Annotated in this window: 17 protein-coding genes; 9 read left to right on the plus strand and 8 right to left on the minus strand. The window is 64.2% G+C overall.

All coding sequences use genetic code 11. The annotated features are described in order from the left end of the window. Positions 1-24: 24 nt before the first annotated feature. Positions 25-1,227 (minus strand): pyridoxal-phosphate-dependent aminotransferase family protein, encoded by a 1,203-nt coding sequence (locus ACVMIH_RS15215; RefSeq protein WP_456862379.1) that lies wholly within the window; start codon positions 1,225-1,227, stop codon positions 25-27. A 132-nt stretch (positions 1,228-1,359) separates the two neighbouring features. On the opposite strand from ACVMIH_RS15215, the gene ACVMIH_RS15220 reads away from it, so the two are divergent. The 3 genes from ACVMIH_RS15220 (at position 1,360) to ACVMIH_RS15230 (ending at position 5,663) form a co-directional block, all read left to right on the plus strand. After that, positions 1,360-2,112: a GntR family transcriptional regulator gene (locus ACVMIH_RS15220; RefSeq protein ID WP_456862381.1), complete on the plus strand. Its 753-nt coding sequence runs from the start codon at positions 1,360-1,362 to the stop codon at positions 2,110-2,112. Between the two features lie 151 nt (positions 2,113-2,263). Next, a complete protein-coding gene (locus ACVMIH_RS15225) occupies positions 2,264-5,242 on the plus strand; it encodes an FAD-binding and (Fe-S)-binding domain-containing protein (protein WP_456862383.1) in 2,979 nt (992 codons plus the stop codon). Beyond that, complete coding sequence (locus tag ACVMIH_RS15230; RefSeq protein ID WP_057020496.1) at positions 5,235-5,663, plus strand: GlcG/HbpS family heme-binding protein; 429 nt, start codon at positions 5,235-5,237, stop codon at positions 5,661-5,663. Before ACVMIH_RS15225 ends, ACVMIH_RS15230 begins: the two co-directional genes overlap by 8 nt. A 248-nt stretch (positions 5,664-5,911) precedes the next feature. Here the strand turns inward: ACVMIH_RS15230 and ACVMIH_RS15235 are convergent, their stop codons facing one another. From ACVMIH_RS15235 to ACVMIH_RS15245, 3 genes are all read right to left on the minus strand, one after another. Then, positions 5,912-6,691 (minus strand): enoyl-CoA hydratase/isomerase family protein, encoded by a 780-nt coding sequence (locus ACVMIH_RS15235; protein ID WP_057020636.1) that lies wholly within the window; start codon positions 6,689-6,691, stop codon positions 5,912-5,914. 79 nt (positions 6,692-6,770) lie between these two features. Further along, positions 6,771-8,870: a molybdopterin oxidoreductase family protein gene (locus tag ACVMIH_RS15240; protein ID WP_456862385.1), complete on the minus strand. Its 2,100-nt coding sequence runs from the start codon at positions 8,868-8,870 to the stop codon at positions 6,771-6,773. 125 nt (positions 8,871-8,995) lie between these two features. Further along, on the minus strand, positions 8,996-10,066 hold the full coding sequence (locus tag ACVMIH_RS15245) for a substrate-binding domain-containing protein (RefSeq protein ID WP_038386991.1): 1,071 nt from the start codon (positions 10,064-10,066) through the stop codon (positions 8,996-8,998). Positions 10,067-10,271: 205 nt separating this feature from the next. Here ACVMIH_RS15245 and ACVMIH_RS15250 point away from each other — a divergent pair, with 205 nt between their 5' ends. Both ACVMIH_RS15250 and ACVMIH_RS15255 read left to right on the plus strand, forming a co-directional pair. Next, positions 10,272-11,192, plus strand: a complete 921-nt coding sequence (locus ACVMIH_RS15250; RefSeq protein WP_375166682.1) for a tripartite tricarboxylate transporter substrate-binding protein — start codon at positions 10,272-10,274, stop codon at positions 11,190-11,192. 40 nt (positions 11,193-11,232) lie between these two features. Next, entirely contained in the window at positions 11,233-11,940 is a 708-nt protein-coding gene (locus tag ACVMIH_RS15255) for a molybdate ABC transporter substrate-binding protein (RefSeq protein ID WP_057020499.1), read from the plus strand. Here ACVMIH_RS15255 and ACVMIH_RS15260 read toward each other — a convergent pair. Next, entirely contained in the window at positions 11,937-12,743 is an 807-nt protein-coding gene (locus ACVMIH_RS15260) for an SDR family NAD(P)-dependent oxidoreductase (protein WP_456862388.1), read from the minus strand. The genes ACVMIH_RS15255 and ACVMIH_RS15260 overlap by 4 nt on opposite strands. Before the next feature lie 112 nt (positions 12,744-12,855). On the opposite strand from ACVMIH_RS15260, the gene ACVMIH_RS15265 reads away from it, so the two are divergent. The 3 genes from ACVMIH_RS15265 (at position 12,856) to ACVMIH_RS15275 (ending at position 15,807) form a co-directional block, all read left to right on the plus strand. Continuing rightward, positions 12,856-13,593 (plus strand): cyclase family protein, encoded by a 738-nt coding sequence (locus ACVMIH_RS15265; protein WP_456785452.1) that lies wholly within the window; start codon positions 12,856-12,858, stop codon positions 13,591-13,593. Between the two features lie 23 nt (positions 13,594-13,616). Next, positions 13,617-14,609, plus strand: coding sequence for a Bug family tripartite tricarboxylate transporter substrate binding protein (locus tag ACVMIH_RS15270; RefSeq protein WP_229188845.1), 993 nt, complete (start codon positions 13,617-13,619; stop codon positions 14,607-14,609). Positions 14,610-14,712: 103 nt separating this feature from the next. Then, positions 14,713-15,807 (plus strand): amidohydrolase family protein, encoded by a 1,095-nt coding sequence (locus tag ACVMIH_RS15275; protein WP_456862391.1) that lies wholly within the window; start codon positions 14,713-14,715, stop codon positions 15,805-15,807. Positions 15,808-15,871: 64 nt separating this feature from the next. Here the strand turns inward: ACVMIH_RS15275 and ACVMIH_RS15280 are convergent, their stop codons facing one another. Next, a complete protein-coding gene (locus ACVMIH_RS15280) occupies positions 15,872-16,153 on the minus strand; it encodes a hypothetical protein (RefSeq protein ID WP_456862393.1) in 282 nt (93 codons plus the stop codon). Positions 16,154-16,273: 120 nt separating this feature from the next. After that, on the minus strand, positions 16,274-16,945 hold the full coding sequence (locus ACVMIH_RS15285; protein ID WP_229188843.1) for a Crp/Fnr family transcriptional regulator: 672 nt from the start codon (positions 16,943-16,945) through the stop codon (positions 16,274-16,276). On the opposite strand from ACVMIH_RS15285, the gene ACVMIH_RS15290 reads away from it, so the two are divergent. After that, positions 16,935-17,087 (plus strand): hypothetical protein, encoded by a 153-nt coding sequence (locus ACVMIH_RS15290; protein WP_225645868.1) that lies wholly within the window; start codon positions 16,935-16,937, stop codon positions 17,085-17,087. The genes ACVMIH_RS15285 and ACVMIH_RS15290 overlap by 11 nt on opposite strands. Before the next feature lie 217 nt (positions 17,088-17,304). On the opposite strand, the gene ACVMIH_RS15295 is transcribed toward ACVMIH_RS15290, so the two are convergent. After that, entirely contained in the window at positions 17,305-18,141 is an 837-nt protein-coding gene (locus ACVMIH_RS15295) for a phosphodiesterase (protein ID WP_456862395.1), read from the minus strand. Positions 18,142-18,143 lie beyond the last annotated feature (2 nt).

The raw sequence follows: 18,143 nt of genomic DNA on the forward strand, positions 1-18,143 counted from the left end.
TTGAGTTTGTTGACGCGCTGGCTGCTAGGTGCCGACGACTTTCAGATGCGGCGGTGTATTGCGCTGGTCGCGCTGTTCGAGAAGTTTCATCGCCGCCTCGACGCCGCCCGGGCGGTGCGGCACACCGGCGACCGACAATCCCATCTCGACGCCGGTCAGCGCGCCAAGCAGCGTCAGCTCGTTGCACTCGCCGAGATGACCGATGCGGAACACCTTGCCTGCGACCTTCGACAGGCCGGCACCGAGCGACATGTTGAAATTGTCGAGCACGACCTTGCGGAACTGATCGGCATCATGGCCGGGCGGCATCATCACCGCGGTCAGCACCGGCGAGAATTCCGAAGGCTCCTGGCACAGCACCTCGAGTCCCCACTGATTGACGGCGGCGCGCGTCGCGGCGGCCAGCCGCTGATGGCGGGCGAACACGTTGTCGAGCCCCTCCTCCAGCAGCATCGCGATCGCCTCGCGCAGCCCGTAGAGCAGGTTCGTCGCCGGCGTGTAGGGGAAGAAGCCCTTGGCGTTCGGCTTCAGCATTTCCTCCCAGTCGAAATAGGAGCGCGGCATCTTGTTGGTGCGCGACGCGGCGCGCGCTTTCTCCGAGATGGCATTGAAGCCGAGGCCGGGCGGCAGCATGAAGCCCTTCTGCGAGCAGCTGACGCTGACGTCGACTTTCCACTCGTCGTGCCGGTAATCGACCGAGCCCAGCGAGGAGATGGTGTCGACCATCAGGAGCGCCGGATGCGCGGTGCGGTCGATCGCGGCACGGATGTCGGCGATCCGGCTGGTCGCGCCGGTCGAGGTCTCGTTGTGGACGACCATCACCGCCTTGATGCTGTGCGCCGTGTCCGCGGCAAGCCTGGCTTCAATCTGGGCGGGGTCGGCGCCGCGGCGCCAGTCGCCGGCCATGAAATCCACCTCGATGCCAAAGCGGCCGGCCATCTGCCGCCACAGCGTGGCGAAGTGGCCGGTCTCGACCATCAGGACCTTGTCGCCCGGCGACAGCGTGTTGACGATCGCGGCCTCCCAAGCGCCGGTCCCGGACGACGGGAAGATCACCACGGGACCCCTGGTCTGAAACACCTTCTGGCTGCCCTCGAGCACGGCACGGCCGAGCGCGGCGAATTCGGCGCTGCGGTGGTCGATGACCGGCATATCCATCCCGCGAAGAATGCGATCCGGGACCGGGCTCGGCCCTGGAATCTGCAGAAAATGGCGCCCTTGATGCATGAGAACCTCCCAATCGCCGGATTTCGGCTCCTCTACGAGCTATTTTGCATTCATTTTTTGTCTTTTCAATCCAATTTTGGTATTCGATCGAGAGCATCGACGCGACCGCGCCGGCAAATTATTGTTCAGAATATGAAATCCGCGATTCCCGAAGCCGGGGTTCCAATCACCCCGCCAGCCGCCGGCAACGGCGGCGACCGCCAGGAGGCCTCGCTACACGGCGAGATCCTGCTGCGGCTCCGCGACTATGTGGTGGAGGGCAACATTCCCGAGGGCGCCCGCGTTCCCGAGCGGCAGCTCTGCGAGATGCTGGGTATCTCAAGGACGCCGCTGCGCGAAGCGCTCAAGGTGCTGGCCGCCGAGGGCCTGATCGAGCTCTTGCCCAACCGCGGCGCGCGGGTGCGCCGGCTCAGCTCGCGCGACCTCGAGGAATTGTTCGACGTCATGGCCGGGCTCGAGAGCCTCGCCGGACGACTGGCATGCGAGATCATCACCGACGAGGAAATCGTCGCGATCGAGCGCCTGCACTACGAGATGTACGGCCATTATCTGCATCGCGACATGCACGGCTATTTCCAGACGAACCAGCAAATCCACGAGAGCATCGTTGCGGCCGCGCGCAACGAGACGCTGAAGGCCGCGTACGCCAATTTCGCCGGCCGGATCCGCCGCGTGCGCTATTCCGCCAATTTCGCCCGCAAGCGGCAGCGCTGGGCCGAGGCGATGCGCGAGCACGAGGCGATCCTTGATGCGCTGCGCCGGCGCGCGGCAAGCGAGCTCAGCGACATCCTGTTCCAGCACCTGCGCAACAAGCGGGCCGCCGCCATCGATCACCTCGCGGAGAGGCCGGACGGCGACCTGGAGACGACGCCCCAGAACGACTAAAGGGGTCGGCTAAAGGAAGGCTGGAGGGCAGCTATCCTTGCCCATGCAGCTATCCTTGCCCATTATGAATTCATAATGTAATTCTCACGTCGAGAGAATGCATAATCCATGAGCAACTCATTGTCGTATCATGGATCACATCGGATCTGGGATGAAGAACGTCTCCTCGCTCGAACAGCGCCTGCGGTCCGAACTGACCGGCGACGTGTTTTTCGACGCCTTCAACCGCGGCCGCTACGCGACCGACGCCTCGTTCTACCAGATCATGCCGGCCGGCGTGGTGGTGCCGCGAACCGTCGACGAGGCGCTCCGGACGCTCGCGATCGTCCGCGACGCCGGGCGGATCGTCACCCCGCGCGGCGGCGGCACCTCGCAATGCGGCCAGACCGTCAATGACGGCATCGTGGTTGACCTGTCCAAGCATCTGAACCGGATCATCTCGCTCGACATCGATAATCGGACCTGCGTGGTCGAGCCCGGCATCGTGCTCGACGATCTCAACCGGCAGCTCAGGAAGCACGGGCTGTGGTTTCCGGTCGACGTCTCGACCGCATCGCGCGCCACGATCGGCGGCATGGCCGGCAACAATTCCTGCGGCGGCCGCTCGCTGCGCTACGGCACGATGCGCGACAACACGCTGTCGATGGATGCCGCGCTCGCCGACGGCACGCTGCTGCATTTCGGCGAGGTGCCGCGCGACCTGACGCGGGTCAATTCGTCCGACAGCGGACTGAAGCTGTTTCGCGACATGCTCGATCTCGGCGAGCGCGAGGCGCTCGAGATCGCCGACAAATTCCCCAAGGTGCAGCGCCGCGTCGGCGGCTATAACCTCGACGCGCTGGTGCCGCGCAACGCGCCGAACAACCTGGCGCATCTTCTGGTCGGCTCGGAGGGCACCCTCGCCTTCACGACGCAGGTCGAACTCAAGCTGTGGCCTGTGATCCGCAACAAGGCGCTCGGCGTCTGCCATTTCGGCAGCTTCTACGAGGCGATGGACGCGGCCCAGCATCTGGTCAAGTTGCGGCCCATTGCCGTGGAGCTCGTCGACCGCACCATGATCGCGCTCGGCCGCGAGATCGCGATGTTCCAGCCGATCATCTCGGCGGCGGTGCGCGGCGATCCGGACGCCATCCTGGTGGTCGAGTTCGCCGAAGAGGACCAAGCCGACAACCTCGCCCGCCTCAAGCAACTCGGCGAGCTGATGGCCGACCTCGGCTTCAGCTGGGACAAGCCGCAGCGCAAATGGGGCGGCGTGGTCGAGATCATTGAGCCCGCGCTGCAAACCGGCATCGCCGATTTCCGCGCCGCCGGCCTCAACGTCATGATGTCGATGAAGCAGGAGGGCAAGCCGGTCTCGTTCGTCGAGGATTGCGCGGTGCCGCTGCCGCATCTCGCCGATTACACCGAGCGGCTCAATGCCGTGTTCGCGAGGCACGGCACCCGCGGCACGATGTATGCGCATGCCTCCGAAGGCTGCCTGCATGTGCGCCCGGTGCTCAATCTCAAGCTCGAGAAGGACGTCAAGGCAATGCGCGCCATTGCCGAGGAAGCCTTCGCGATAGTGCGCGAATACAAGGGCTCGCATTCCGGCGAACACGGCGACGGCCTGGTGCGCTCGGAATTCCACGAAGCGATGTTCGGGCAGCGCATCGTGGCCGATTTCCGCGAGGTCAAACAGCGCTTCGATCCGACCAACACGCTCAACCCGGGAAAGATCGTCGATCCGCCCAAGATGGACGACCGTTCGCTGTTCCGCTTCGCGCCGGACTATCGCGTCGGCGAAATGAAGACGGTGCTGGACTGGTCGGCCTATCCCGGCGCCGGCGGCGGTTTCCAGGGCGCCGTCGAGATGTGCAACAACAACGGCGCCTGCCGGAAGCTCGAAGGCGGCGTGATGTGCCCGTCCTATCGTGCCACGCGCAACGAGAAGGACGTCACCCGCGGCCGCGCCAATACGTTGCGGCTGGCGATCTCAGGCCAGCTGGGTGCGGACGCGCTCGCCTCCGACGAGATGATGGAGACGCTGAAGCTCTGCGTCTCCTGCAAGGCGTGCCGCCATGAATGCCCGACCGGCGTCGACATGGCCAAGATGAAGATCGAGGTGCTCGCCGCGCGCGCCGCGACGCACGGCCTGTCGCTGCGCGACCGGCTGGTCGGCTATCTGCCGCGCTATGTCGATTTCGCCTCGCGCCTTGCGCCGGTCGCGAATTGGCGCAACCGCAGCCCGCTGCTGCGCGGCCTGTTCGAGAAGCTCGCCGGCATCAGCGCCAAGCGCGCGTTGCCGGAATTTCGCAGCGACACGTTCCGGCCCGACGCCCAGGTGCTGGGTCCGGCGGACGGCCGCGAAGTGGTGCTGTTCGCCGATACGTTCAACCGCGGCTATGAGCGGGAGAATCTCGACGCCGCGATCGAGGTGCTTGTCGCCGGCGGCTATCGCGTGCATCTGCCGAGGCCATCGAACGGCGGACGGCCGCCGTGCTGCGGGCGGACGTTCCTGTCGGCCGGACTGGTGGAGCAGGCCCGTGCCGAGCTTGACCGGCTGGTTGCGACCTACGTCCCGTTCGCGGCCCGCGGCGTGCCGATCATCGGTCTCGAGCCAAGCTGCCTGCTGACCTTGCGCGACGAGCTGCTGTCGCTGCGCTCGGATGAGGCCGCCAAGACGGTCAGCGCGCACGCGCTGCTGTTCGAGGAATTTCTGGTGCGCGAGGCCGAGGCCGGGCGCCTCGCTTTGCCGCTCGGCGCGGTCGCCGGCAAGGCCGTCGTGCATGGTCATTGCCACCAAAAATCCTTCGGCGCGTTCAAGCCGGTGGAGAAGGTGCTGCGCCTGGTGCCGGGCCTCGACGTCAAGACCATCGAGTCGAGCTGCTGCGGCATGGCCGGCGCGTTCGGCTATGGCGCCGACACCTATCAGGCCTCGATCGAGATGGCCGAGCTGTCGCTGCTGCCCGCGGTCCGCAGCGCCGATCCGGACACGCTGATCGTGGCCGACGGGACCTCATGCCGGCACCAGATCAAGGACGGCAGCGGGCGCACGCCGCTGCATGTCGCCAGCGTATTGGCGATGAGCCTGAAACGTGCGACATCGAAATCCGACCAATCATTGCCGATAAAGGAAGAGGCCCATGGCTGAGCTTACGCTCGATACTGCCCGCAAGATTCTGGATGCCGCGCTCGCCAAGGGCGTCGAGAAGAAGTTGAAGCCGCTGGTCGTCACCATCCTCGACGCGCGCGGCGCGGTGAAGGTGACCGCGGCACAGGACGGCACCAGCCTGATGCGGGCCGAGATCGCCCATGGCAAGGCCTATGGCGCGCTTGCGCTCGGGATGGGATCGCGGGCGCTGTTTCAGCGCGCGCAGGAGCAGGCCTATTTCGTCGATGCCGTGAACACGCTGGCGCAGGGCCGGATGGTGCCGGTCCCCGGCGGCGTCCTGATCATGGACGGCACGACCCTGCTCGGCGCCGTCGGCGTCAGCGGCGACACCTCGGACAATGACGAGATCTGCGCCGTGGCCGGCATCGAAGCCGCCGGCCTGAAGCCCAACGCGGGCTAGAGCTCAGCCGACCTACCCGGAACGCATCGCGTGATGCGTTCCGGCTCTCCCCGCAGACGGGCCGTTGCGAGCAAGGAGCGCACGATTTCGGGATAATGGAAATAAAGCACTGATTTGCCCGACGTGTCAAGTTGCCTTGTCGAACGCCGGCCGCCGTCGGCTCCTTTGCATGGGGTTGTTTTTCGATATTTGATAGTGCGCCCCTGCGGCGGCCGCATGCGGGCGAGGTGAAGCGGCACGATGATGCTTCAGCGGCCGGTCCAGGTCGGCTTGCGCTTCTCGCCGAAGGCCTTGAGGCCTTCCTTGGCGTCCTCGGTCATCGCGAGCAGCGCGATCTGGCTTTCTGTGTAGGCGATGCTTTCATCGAACGACATCGAGGCGATCGCCCGCATCGCGTATTTGCCGCGACGGATCGCCGTCGGCGACTTGTCGACGATGCGCCCGATCAGCCAATCGACCTTGGCGTCGAGCTCGGCCGCCGGCACCACATAGTTGAGCAGACCTGCGGCCTGTGCGGACCTGGCATCGAACGGCTCGCCGGTCAGCGCCCATTCGTTGACGAGGCGCGGCGGCGCGATCGATTGCAGCAGGCTCAGCACCTGCATCGGGAACACGCCGACCTTCACCTCGGGCAGACCGAAGATCACGCCATCGGCCGCGACTGCCATGTCGGTCATGCACAACAGTCCCATGCCGCCGGCCATGCAGACGCCGCCGACCCGCGCGATCGCAGGCTTGGTCGCGTTCTGCGACAGCCGCAACAGGTCGGCATAATCGACATTAGGGCGCGAGAAATCCATCGAGAACGCCGCGCCGCTGTTCTGCAGATCGGCGCCGGCGCAGAACGCCTTGTCACCCGCGCCGGTCAGCACGATGACGCGGACGTCCTTGTCGTCATGCGCCTCGCGATAGCCCTTGGCGATACCCGCGATCACAGCGGCATTGAGCGCGTTGCGCTTGTCCGGGCGGTTGATGGTGATCCAGAACGCCTGCCCGCGCTTTTCGAGAAGAACGCTGTTGTCGGTCATGTTTCCTGCCTGTTTTCTTGCCCGTGTGCCGTCGTCAGCCGACATTTGCGGCAGGATCGGCGCCGACTGCAAGCAGGATTTATCCGCTGGTCGATGCCTTCCGGACCCAGACCTTGTTGTCGTGGAACGCGGCGCCGCCGAGCGGTGCGACGGCCTCCGCCCCGGTCAGCATGTTGATGCCGCGCCCGCCGATATGGGACTTGTTCGGATGGATCGACTCGGCGATCAGCACGCCGCGGCGAACGCCGTCGAACAGTTTCGCGGTCAGCGTGGTCTCGCCGCGCATGTTGCCGAGCGTCACCGCGTCGCCATCGGCGATCAAGAGATCAGCCGCATCGTCGGGATGGATCATCACGGTCGGCGCGCCCTCGCGGGCCTGCGACGACAGCGTTTCGTTGAAGCTGGTGTTGAGGAAGCTGCGGGACGGCGAGGTCGCAAGCCGGAACGGATGCTGCGCATCCGCCTCCTCAATGATGGTCCAGTGGTCGGGCAGCGAGGGCATCTTGTCCCACGCCCCCATCAGCCCGCCGGTGCCGACCGGCACCTTGCCCCAATCGACCTTGAAGTGGAACTTCTTGTCGGCATGAGCGAAGCCGTCGAGATAATGCGAGGTGCGGAAATCAGGCTGCAGGTCGCGCCACAGCTCGGCTTCGAGTGTGTCGATGTCGCCGTGCCCGCTCTTCTTCAGCGTCGCATCGATCAGCTGGCGCGGCGTCATGTCGAAACCGGGATGCACGGCGTTGAGGCGGCGGCCGAGCCCCTGCATCACCTCGTGATTGGAGCGGCACTCGCCGGGCGGATCGATCAGCTTCGGGCCGACCGAGATGTGCTGATGACCGCCGCCGTAATAGAGGTCGTCGTGCTCCATAAACATCGTTGCCGGCAGCACGATATCGGCCATCTGCGCCGTCTCGGTCATGAACTGCTCGTGCACCGCGACGAACAGATCCTCGCGCGCAAAGCCCCGGCGCACCAGCGCCTGCTCGGGCGCCACCGTCATTGGGTTGGTGTTCTGGATCAGCATCGCCTTGACCGGCCCGCCGCCGCGCAGCGCTTCGGGGTCGCCGGTGAGGATGCGGCCGATCTTGGACTGATCGAGCACCCGCGTCGAGGGATCGATCGCGTCGTGGCCTTCGATGATCGACTCGTCGAAACGCCAGATTGCGGCATTGTTGAAGAACGCGCCGCCGCCCTCATATTGCCAGGCACCGGTGACCGCGGGGATGCACGAGGCAGCGTGCATCTGGGCGGCACCGTTGCGGCTACGAGTGAACCCGTAGCCGAGACGGAAGAACGAGCGCTTGGTCGTCCCGACCAGCCGCGCGAACGCCTCGATCTCGTCGACCGGCACGCCCGAGATCGCTGAAGCCCATTCCGGCGTGCGCGTCTTCAGATGCGCCTCCAACTCGTCCGGGCAGTCGGTATAGCGCGCAAGATAATCGCGATCGGCAAATCCCTCGCGGAACAGCACATGCATCACAGCGCAGGCGAACGCGCCGTCCGTCCCCGGCCGCAGCAGGATCTTGATGTCGGCCTGCTTCATGGTCTCGTTGTTGTAGACGTCGACCGCCGCGATCTTCGCGCCGCGCTCCTTGCGCGCGCGGGATGCATGCGTCATCACATTGACCTGGGTGTTCACCGGATTGGTGCCCCAGATCACGACGAGGTCGGAGACGCCCATCTCGCGCGGATCGACGCCGGCGATCTTGCCGGTCCCGGCGGCAAAGCCGATGCGCGCGATGGTTGCGCAGATCGTGCCGTAGAAGCGCGAATACTTCTTCACATGCGACAGCCGGTTGAGGCCGTCGCGCATCACCAGCCCCATCGTGCCGGCGTAGTAATAGGGCCAGACCGACTCGGCGCCGAACTCCCGCTCGGCCGCGTCGAAGCGCGCCGCGATCTCGTCCAGTGCCTCGTCCCAGGAGATCCGCGCGAACAGGCCGGAGCCCTTCGGGCCGGTCCGGCGCAGCGGATACATCAGCCGCTCGGCGTGATGAATCCGCTCGGCATAGCGCGCCACCTTGGCGCAGACCACACCGGCCGTATAGGTCTGCTGCTTTGAGCCGCGCACCCTCCCGATCGAGCGTCCCTCGATCACCTCGACGTCGAGCGCACATGCCGAGGGGCAGTCGTGCGGACAGGTGGAATGGCGGATGTCGACCTTGGCATGCTGGTTCATGGCCAAATTGGTAACATCAAATGCCGCCTCCGCCGAGGGGCATTATCGACCCAGCCGGCGCGAAATCCGGGCACGTGCCATGCGGCAGGCGCCCGGACGGGCAGCTATTGGCCTGAGCCGTCCCATCAGACGCGGAAGATGCGGGTGTAGTGCGATTTGATCGATTCCCCTTCCCGCTCCACCGCCACCGGATCGTCCTTCATCGTCTTGATGTCCTTTAGCGGCCTGCGTCCAGCCTTCTCCTTGGCCTGTGCATGGACGGATCTGAGGCCGCCGATCTCGACATTGAGCTGCTGGCCCTCACGCCCGAGCGCGAACGACTGGAACAGCCTGGCGGCATTCGGATGCGGACAGTCCTTGAAGATCCCGTTGGGGCCGACAATGATCGGCGACCCCTCGGTGGCGTAGACCGGCTCGACCGGGCGGCCGGCCTCCTTCATCTGGAAGATGTTGTATTCGTTGCCGTCGGCCATCACCGCACGCTCGCCGAGATCGAGCTTCTTGGGTGGATCCGTCGAGGACTGCACCTGCATGATGTTCTGCTTGGCGAGCTTCTCGAAGAAGCTCCAGCCGAGATCGCGCTGCATCTGATAGGTCGCGGTCATGATGGTGCCGCTATAGCCGGGATGCGCCTTGACGATCTTGCCCTTCCATTTCGGATCGAGCAGATCGGCAAAGCTCTGGGGCGCCTCCTCGGCCTTCACGAGATTGGTATTGTAGGCAATGATCGACAACCAGACCCGGAAGCTTGCGAATTGCCCGTCCGCGTCGCGATGCTCCTCGGGGTAGTATTTCGCGACCTCCTCCGGAACATAGGGCGCGAGAATGCCGTCGCGCTTCCACACGATGAAATGCGCGGCGTCGGAGGAATTGACGACGTCGACGGCATGAATGTTGCTGGAGTATTCTTGGCCGACCCGCTGGAACACGCGCTCGGCGCCGGTGCGCTCGACGCGCACGGTGATATCGGGATATTTGGCTTCAAATGCCCTTGCCAGCTTCTCGGCAACCGGCAGATCGGTCGACGTGTAGTAGACGACCTGCCCCTCTTTCTTCGCCGCTTCGATCAACGTCGGCGTCACCGGTTCCGCAGGTGGCGCGGCGGCCATCACGCGCGTCGAAAGGGCGGCCCCAGCGAGCACGGCGCCCGAGCCCTTCAGCATGTCGCGGCGCGATAGCCCAGGATGTTTCCTCATATGATTCCCCGCACGCGATGGCGAAGTTTGAGTACACCGTCCTCCCGCTCTGATTCCAATGCGCGAAAACGGAGTCTGTCGTCGACAGAAGCTTCAAGTTGCAGCTAGACTTCTGATCAAGAAACAAGACTAAAGTTGGGGGATTCAGTCAATGGTGAGCCTGCGATACGCCTTGGTGTTTGTCGCGGCGTTGCTGACCGTGTCCATGTCAGGCTCATATGCTGACGCCGAAGACTATCCTGCACGGCCGGTCAGGATCATCGTTCCCTTCGGTCCCGGCGGTCCGGCCGACGTCGTCGCGCGACAAATCGGCAGCATCTTGCAGGAAAGCCTCGGCCAGCCCTTCGTGGTGGAAAACCGCACCGGCGCCGGCGGCGTGATCGGCACGCTCGAGGTCGCAAAGGCACCGGCCGACGGCTACACCCTCCTGATGATGTCGAACACCCAGACCGCGAACGAATCGCTGGTACCGCAGCGCAAATATGAGCTGATGCGCGACCTGATGCCGATCGCGTCGTTGAACACTTCGGATCTCGTGATCGTGGTCCACCCCGCCGTGCAGGCAAAGACCTTGCAGGAGTTCATCGCCCTCGCAAAGGCCCAGCCCGGAAAGCTGAACTATGCCTCGTCAGGTCAGGGCACGCCGTATCACATGGCGGGCGAGCTGTTCAAAGCCATGGCCGGGATCGACGTCGTGCACGTGCCCTACCGCAATAGCGGCGAAGCCCGCGGCGGCGTCATCGGCGGCCAGGTCCAGATGATGATCGATGCCGTTCCCGCGATGGCGCCGAATGTCGCCGAAAACCAGGTGCGAGCGCTCGCAACGACCGGCAAGACTCGTTCGACGGTGCTGCCCAACGTTCCGACGGTGATCGAGGCGGGCGTGTCCGGCTATGAGGCGACGATCTGGCTCGGCCTGATGGCTCCGGCGGGCACGCCGAAGCCGATAGTCGACAAGCTCAACGCGGCGGTGAATGCGGCGATCAGGCGGCCGGAGCTCGAGAAGCTCTGGGCCGCGCAGGGCGCGGTGCCGATGACCATGACGCCGGAGGCGTTCGGCGCATTCCTGCGCGCCGATATCGTGAAGTGGGCAGGCGTCGTCAAAAGGCTGGACAAGCCCCAGTAAGCGCGCAGCGGCAAAGACCGCGAGCGAAGGAACAGTGCACATGAAGACGTTGAACATCCTGAGCGGCGGTGCGGCGCAGGGCCTTGTGCGCAGCCTCGCGCCAGCATTTGAAGCTGAAACCGGCCTCGGCATTGCCGGCGATTTTGGCGCGGTCGGCGCCATGGCCGACAGATTGCGCGCCGGCGTACCGACCGACATCGTCATCCTGACCGCCGCTCTGATCGCGAAGCTCGCCGACGAAGGGCTGGTCTTGCGCAGCTCGATCACGGACATCGGCCGGGTTGAAACCGCCCTCGCAGTTCGGGCCGGCGATCGGTTGGTCAGCGCCGACGACGCGGTCAGCCTGCGTGCGGCGTTGCTCGCGGCGGACGCGATCTTCGTGCCCGATACGAAGGCGTCGACGGCCGGAATTCATGTCGCCAAGCTGCTGGCGCAGCTCGGCATCGCTGATGTCGTCGCGGATCGACTGAGAATCTTTCCGAATGGCGCGACCGCGATGCGGCATCTGGCGGAGTCCAATGACCGGCAGCCGATCGGTTGCACGCAATCGACCGAGATCATTAGCACCATTGGCGTCGTGCTGTCGGGCGCCTTGCCGTCGGAATGCGGGCTCGCGACGATGTATACGGCTGCGATCCCGACGCAGGCATCGTCGGCATCGCAGGCGCAACGCCTGATCGCGCTACTGACGTCGCCGGAAACGTCTCAGGCCCGCAGCCAGGCTGGCTTCGTTTCCGACGCAACCTAGCGCGCCAGCTGCGTGAGACCGGTCGGCGGTCCATCGACCGCGGTCCAGCCGCCGTCGACGAACAGCGTGCTGCCGCTGACATAGCTCGCCGCGTCCGATGCAAGGTAGGCGACCGCGGTCGCGACCTCGTCGGCGCTGCTCCAGCGATTGAACACCGTATGACCGGCATAGAGGTTGTAGATATCGGGCCGCTGCTTGAACGGACCGGTCAATGCGGTCTCCGCGATGCTCGGCGCGATCGCATTGACGCGAACGCCGGATCGCCCGACCTCGGACGCAAAGCCCTTGACCAGAAGGCCGATCGCCGCCTTGGTCGATCCATAGACTGCAAGTCCCGGCTCGATGGTCACGGCACGCACCGAGGAACATGCAATCAGGCTGCCGCCCTGTTGCTTGACCATGGTGCGACCGAACGCCTGGAAGAACCAGACCGTGCCCTTGACGTTGAGGTTGATGACGCGGTCGAGATCCTCCTCGGTGTAATCGAGGATGGTCTTGCGGATATTCAGTCCCGGCGTCGTCACCGCGATGTCGATCCGCGTGAATTCCGCCAGCGCCCTCGCCGCCAGCGCCTCGACGTCGGCACGATCGGCCGCATCGCAGCTGGCTGACGTTGCCGATCCGCCCTGCTGCCGGATTGCAGCGGCCGTTGCCTCCGCGCCTTCCTGTGCGCGATCGGCGCAGAGCACGCGCGCGCCGAGCGAGGCCAGCGCTTCGGCCGAGGATTTGCCGATTCCTGAGGCCGCTCCCAGCACGACGGCGGTCTTGCCGGTGAGATCGAATAGCTTGCAATAGTCGGTCACGTGAATCCTCCCTTCGGCGACGCATGCCGGAATGCAACACTTTCCCGATTTGCTTCAGGTTCGACACCGAGGGCAAGCGCCATCTTGCGCAAGCGTGGCAAACGCGTCAGCATTGTGGGCAGAAGCGCGCCTGCGCCAGCTCCGTCAAGAAAGGGCACCCGTCGTGAGGATCATTGACCTGAGCCGAGAGCTCTATCACCGCACGCCGAGCTATCCCGGCCATCCGCCCATCATGCACGGGATGTGGAAGAACCACGAGGAAGCCCTGGCGGAATCGAGAAACGTCTATGGTCTGGCATCGATGTTCATCTCGATGCCTGACCACGGCGGAACCCACATCGACGCGCCACGGCATTTCGGCCCCAGCGGCATACCGATCAATGAATATCCGCTGGAAAAGTGCATTGTACCGGGCATCTGTCTCGACCTTCGCCACATTGCGCCGCGTGCCGAGATCACCCCTTCCGACCTCGAAACTGCCGTGACGAAGGCCGGACAACCGATCCCGATGGGCGGCACCGTCCTGCTCTGCACCGGCCACCATGCCCGGACGTTTCCGCGCAAGGAATATGCGACCGACAATTCCGGCGTGAATGTCGCGGCGACCGAGTGGCTGGCGCAACAAGGCATCGTTCATTTCGGTATCGACTCGATGCGTCCAGGTCCCGACAGCGACGAGAACCTGCTCGTCCACAAGGCCTGCCTCGATCTCGACATCACCCACATCGAAAGCCTGTGCAATCTGGAAGCCCTGCTCGGCCAGGGGCAATTCACCTTTATCGGTCTGCCGATGAAATGGCGCGACGGGACGGCGTCGCCGATCCGCGCCGTAGCGGTATTCGACCTTTAGATCGTGATGCGGGGGCATATCCGATGACAGGTAGATCCGCCGGTCCCTCGCGTCGTTCGATCCTGAAAGGGTGCAGCGCGCTTGCGATCGCTGGTCTTGCCGGGCAGGCCAAGGCCGCCGGCTACCCGGAACGCCCGATCAAGGTCATCGTGCCGTTTGCGCCGGGCGGACCGACCGACATCATGGCCCGCATCCTCGGCACCCATCTTGGCGAAGCGCTCGGCGGGACCATCGTGGTTGAGAACCGCCCCGGTGGCGGTGGCAATATCGGAATCGGCATTGCCGCACATGCCGAGCCCGACGGCTATACGCTCCTGATCACGTCGAGCGCCTACGTCGTCAATCCCGGCCTCTACGCCAAGATCCCGTACGATCCGGTCAGGGACTTCGCGCCGATTGCCGAGCTTGGCACGTCACCGAACGTGATCCTGGTCGATCCGAAGCTCGGGATCAATTCAATCGCCGAGCTGATCGCACGCGCTAAGGTCCACCCGGACGAACTGAACTATGCCAGCCCAGGCCTCGGGACGACGCCTCATCTCGCCGGCGAGCTGCTCAAGATCATGGGCCAGCTCCAGATGACACATGTGCCGTTCTCGGGCGCCGGTCCCGCCATCCAGGCGATCCTGGGCGGAACGACCCAGGTCGCCTTCGCGGCGCTTCCGCCTGCCCATCCGCACATCGAGTCAGGGGCATTGAAAGCATTGGCGGTCACCGGAACCCATCGATGGTTCGATTTGCCTGATGTGCCGACCATGATCGAGCTCGGCTACAGGGATTTCGTCTCCGACACCTTTCAGGGTTTTCTCGCGCCTGCGAATACGCCCTCCTCCTTTGTCGCGTTGCTGTCGGCGAAATCGATCGAGATTCTGAAGACGCCGAAGATCGCGGAACAGCTGCGCAACGACGGCTTCGAGGTGCTTGCGAACGGGTCCGACGGCATGCGCAGGCGTATTGCGGACGAAGTGCCGAAATGGCGCGACATCATCGCAAAGGCGGGGATCAAGCCGGTCTGAGCAGATCAACATTGCGCGACACGCACAGCGTGTGATCTTGCGAGCACTAGCCAGCATCCCTACGCTCCCCGTCCATAACAAAACAACCAGGGAGGCGATCGTCATGGCCACAAGGCGGGATTTCCTGAAAGCGGGAGCAACGGCGGCGGCAGGCATCGTGTTCTGCGGCTGCGGGCTCGTCCACAACGCAAATGCGCAGCAATCGCGCCAGCAGTTGCCGGTCACGGTCAACGGCAAGCGTGTCAAGACGATCGACATTCACGCGCATTGCCATTTCCGCGAGGCGGGCGCGCTGCTCGGCGCGGACGCCGGAAAATATCAACTGCCGCCGGTCAACGGCGCCTCCGAGGCCTTTGTCGAGATCGACAAGCGGCTGGCTGCGATGGACGCGCAGGCCGTCGACATGGAGGTGCTTTCGATCAATCCGTTCTGGTACGACCGCGACCGCGACCTTGCCGCGCAGATCGTGAAAATCCAGAATGAAAAGCTCGCCGAACTGTGTGCCTCGAAGCCCGACCGGTTCGCGGCTTTCGCCTCGCTGACGCTGCAGGCACCGGACCTTGCGGTGCAGGAGCTGGAGACGGCGGTGAAAAAGCAGGGGTTGAAGGGCGCGGCGATCGGCGGTGTCGTCGATGGCACCGAATTCTCAAATCCGAAGTTTCATCCAATATGGGCCAAGGCCGAGGAACTCGGCGTCCCCCTGTTCATCCATCCGCAGGGCGTGCCCGAGCTCAACAAGCGGCTCTCCGGCAATGGGTGGCTTGGCAACACGATCGGCAATCCGCTCGAGACGACGATCGCACTCTCCCATTTGATCTTCGAGGGCACGCTCGATCGCTTCCCGGGACTGAAAATCATCGCCGCACATGGCGGCGGTTATCTCGGCTCGTACGCCGACCGCTCGGACCATGCCTGTCTGGTTGGACCCAAGGGATGCAATCCGGAGATCAAGCTCCAGAAGGCGCCGGCGGAGTATCTGAAGCAGATTTATTTCGACTCTCTGATCTTCACGCCGGAGGCGATCAGGCACCTCGTCGCCCAGGTTGGCGCCGGTCAGATCGTGCTGGGAAGCGACTATCCCTATCCATGGCAACTGGCACCGGTCGACCACATCTTCGCCTCGTTGTCGCTGAGCGACGATGACAAGGCCAATATTCTCGGGCGGACCGCAGCAAAGCTGCTTGGCGTAGCCGCGTGAGGACGGCTTGCTGCTGGACAAGCGGCTGTCGTCGCGCCTTGCCGCGCAACGACAGCGTCAACGATCAGTAGGCCTTCACCGTCCTGATCTCGCTGCCCGGCCGAATCGTTGGTGCCACCCGCGCGATATTGGGTATCGGATCAGTGTAGACGGTGTCGGTTCCGACGAACTCGGCTTGCGCCGCGTCCGATATCCATCTGACCGCCGCCGGATGACTGACCAGCATCCCGATCAAGGCAACGACGACGAGCACCGGCAACGCGACAAGCTTGATGCTGAAGCTCTGGTAATTGTGCTGTGGGTCCTGCCGTCGCTTGTCGAAAGAGCTCTGCATGGATTTGTCCATATTGTGCTCCCCTGACGCGTCACTTACCGCAGCGCACGCAAGGCCGATGTGAATGGCTTCACAGGCCTTGTTCAGCTCACCGTTTCGTGAAATGCGCGACCGACCGGGCAGCCGGCGCGACTACTCGCCGTCGTTCGCCCCGGCGTCGACCAGCTCCTGCAGCGTCTCGGGCTTCAGCACGACGATCGCGCCATGCTCGAGCCTGACCCAACCGCGTATCGCCCACGCGCGGAGCTGCTTGTTGATGCTCTCGCGCGTCATCCCGACCATCTCGCTGATCTCCTGCTGGGTGATCGAGATGGTGCGCCCTTGCGGCTTGTGCTTGTCGCTCAGGCGCAGCAGCGCGCTGGCCAAACGGCCGGGCAAGTTCTGCAGGATGACCTGCTCGACCTGATCGCTGGTCCGGCGCAGTCTTTCACAAAGCAGCTCGATGAACTTCATCGCAAGCGTCGGCTGGCTGCGCACGAACGGAATGAACTCGCGCCGGTCAATGACGAACAGCTCGCAATTGGTGTTGGCGGTGGCATCGGCCGTCCGCGACAAGCCGTCGAGCAGCGCGATCTCGCCGAATATCTCTCCGGCCTCGATCAGGTTCAAAATCGCGTTGCGACCATCCGGCGACGAGATGCTGATCTTGACCGTGCCCGAGATCACCGCAATCAGGCTGGTGCCCGGATCGCCCTTGGAAAAGATCGTCGTGCCCCGCTTCAGCGTGGTGTGCTTGGCGTAGCGGCAGAGCTGATCGAATGCCTCGGGCTCGAGATCGGCGAAATAGGGATGCTTGCGCAACACCGACAGCTTGTTGTTCGAAAACAACGGCGCGCCGGAAGTTCGTTCTATGGGCGACGCACCGGTCATCGTGATCCAGACTGATTGTGTTGCGTTCAATCGGCCCGCCAGCACAGCGGACGCCGACAAAGCCATCGATCAATGAAAGCAGACGGAAGTATAGCCCCCCCGGGGCCCTACAGCAACAAAGGTCCGGGCCGGCGCAGTTGGGACAGAAGGCATCCAAGGTACAATTTGGAATAAATCTGCGTCGATGCAACGCTCAATTGCAGCTGCGGGCTGCCCTTGATCTGACATGCTCGGCCGATCCGCGACAATCTCGCCTGGTGGATCCGTCTGTACGAGGGGTCAACGCGGCCAACTCACAGCAGCTTGCCGTCTGGCCCAAAGAACGGATGCGGCCCGTCAAACTGACCGATCGGGACCTGGTGCGTGACCAACTGTCCAAAATCCGGCCCGGAAAACCACGTGTGCACGTGAAACGCCGGCGGTTCCACCTTGAACGATGGCTCGCGGAGCTGTCCGAGGTCAAGGTCGACCGCATGGTTCGGCGCGGGGCACAATGTCACGGGAATCCCGGCGAAGGAGGTCAGCATGGCACGATGCACATGCCCGCAGCCGATCAAACGCGCCCGCGGGTGACGCCTGATGATTGCTGCCAGTTCTGCGGCATTGAAAAGATCCTGGCGGTCCATGTGCCAGATACCGCCCTTGAACGGCGGGTGATGCAGGAAAAGCAGCGCGGGCCGGTCTGCTGCCGCCAGTGTCGCGTCCAGCCATTGCAGTGTCGACGGTTCGAGCATGCCATGAGGCTTCCCGGCAACGCTTGAGTCAAGCAGCAGCAGATCGAGGCCATTCACCTCGATCTGCTGGTCGAGCGGGCCTGCCGCGTGAACATAGGGTGCGGCAGGAAACGCGGCGCGCATCCACGCACGCGAGTCGTGATTGCCGGGAATTCCGGCAAACGGAACGCGCAACGGCGCGAGCAGTCGTTTGAGATAGTCGTATTCCTCGACCGACGGCGTATCGACAAGGTCACCCGAGATGACGACGAAATCGGGCGCCGGCTCGAATGCGCCGAGCGCGGCCACGCAGCGTTCAAGCGCCTTCGCGGTATCGACCCGGCCATAGGCCAACGCTCCCGGCGGCTTGATGTGGAGGTCGGAAATCTGGGCGATGAGGACCGGTTTCGACGGCATCG

The organism is Bradyrhizobium sp. USDA 4503 (assembly GCF_054055815.1).